Origin of the sequence: Microbacterium sp. SCN 71-21 (assembly GCF_001725695.1) — a bacterium.
GTDB classification, from domain to species: Bacteria; Actinomycetota; Actinomycetes; order Actinomycetales; family Microbacteriaceae; genus Microbacterium; species Microbacterium ginsengisoli.
The window spans coordinates 5,089-5,974 of record NZ_MEGA01000127.1; the positions used below are offsets into that span (position 1 = coordinate 5,089).

Annotated in this window: 1 protein-coding gene and 1 pseudogene; both read right to left on the minus strand. The window is 67.6% G+C overall.

Annotated elements, in window-relative coordinates; genetic code table 11:
- The coding region (locus tag ABT08_RS13145) for a TnsB C-terminal domain-containing protein (RefSeq protein WP_288115255.1) at window positions 1–675 on the minus strand (675 nt) is incomplete at its 3' end.
- Window positions 676–682: 7 nt separating this feature from the next.
- A pseudogene (locus ABT08_RS13150) lies at window positions 683–886 on the minus strand (hypothetical protein); the annotation flags it as partial.

The window sequence follows — 886 nt, forward strand, 5'->3', positions numbered from 1 at the left end:
GTCGACGTGGAGCACGTCGGGAATGCCGCACATCGCCCACGCGGGATCGGTCTTGCGCCAGATCGCCTGCCGGAGCGCGAGGGCCGTGTTCATCGCGGAAGGGGCACTGGTAAAGACTGTGTATCCGCAGATCGCGCGAGAGTGGTCGTCGATCACGATCGTGAGCCAGGGGCGATCAGGCTTCCCGCCCGCGGCGCTGGTAATGAGGATGTCGAGTTCGGTGTGATCGGCCTGCCAGATCTCGTTGGGGCGGTCGGCTCGGCGGCGGTACACCAGCTCGTGCCGATCGCGATACGCGGCGGGTCCATCCAGCGCGAGCGTCACGAGCGCCGGATCGAGGGACTGCACAATATCTCGGACGGTGGCGTAGCTCGGCACCGCCAGGCCCCGCCGCTCCGCTTCGGTGCTGACAAGGCGATGCAGCGTCGTGAGCGCTGGCCTCGGCCTGGTCAACGCGAGGCGCTCGATGAACGCAACCAATTCGCCCGCCGTGCGACGAGTCCCCGCGTCGGCTCTCGGATGCGGGTTGAGTGCAGTGATGCCGTGGTCGCGGTAGAGCTGCTTCCAGCGTTGCAGCGTGCGCAGGCCGATCCCGGTCTCTCGGGCAAGAGCGGTGAGAGGTATCTGGTCCTCGACATGAAGTCGAAGAATCCGCCACCGCTCCTCGCCGCTCATCGCATCTCTACATGGTGACGCTCTCGCGGCCGGCGAGGGCTTGCTGGTGACGGTAGAGCGTGGCGTGGAGGTCGCCCAGGAGAGCGAGGTAATCGTCGGCGCGAGGGCCGGCGATGAGTTCGCTGACGAAAACGGACGGGAGGTGGCGCGCGTCGCGCTGCACAAGTTGCTCGAGGGCGGGCTGCCAGGCTTCGCGCGCGCGGTCGAGCGG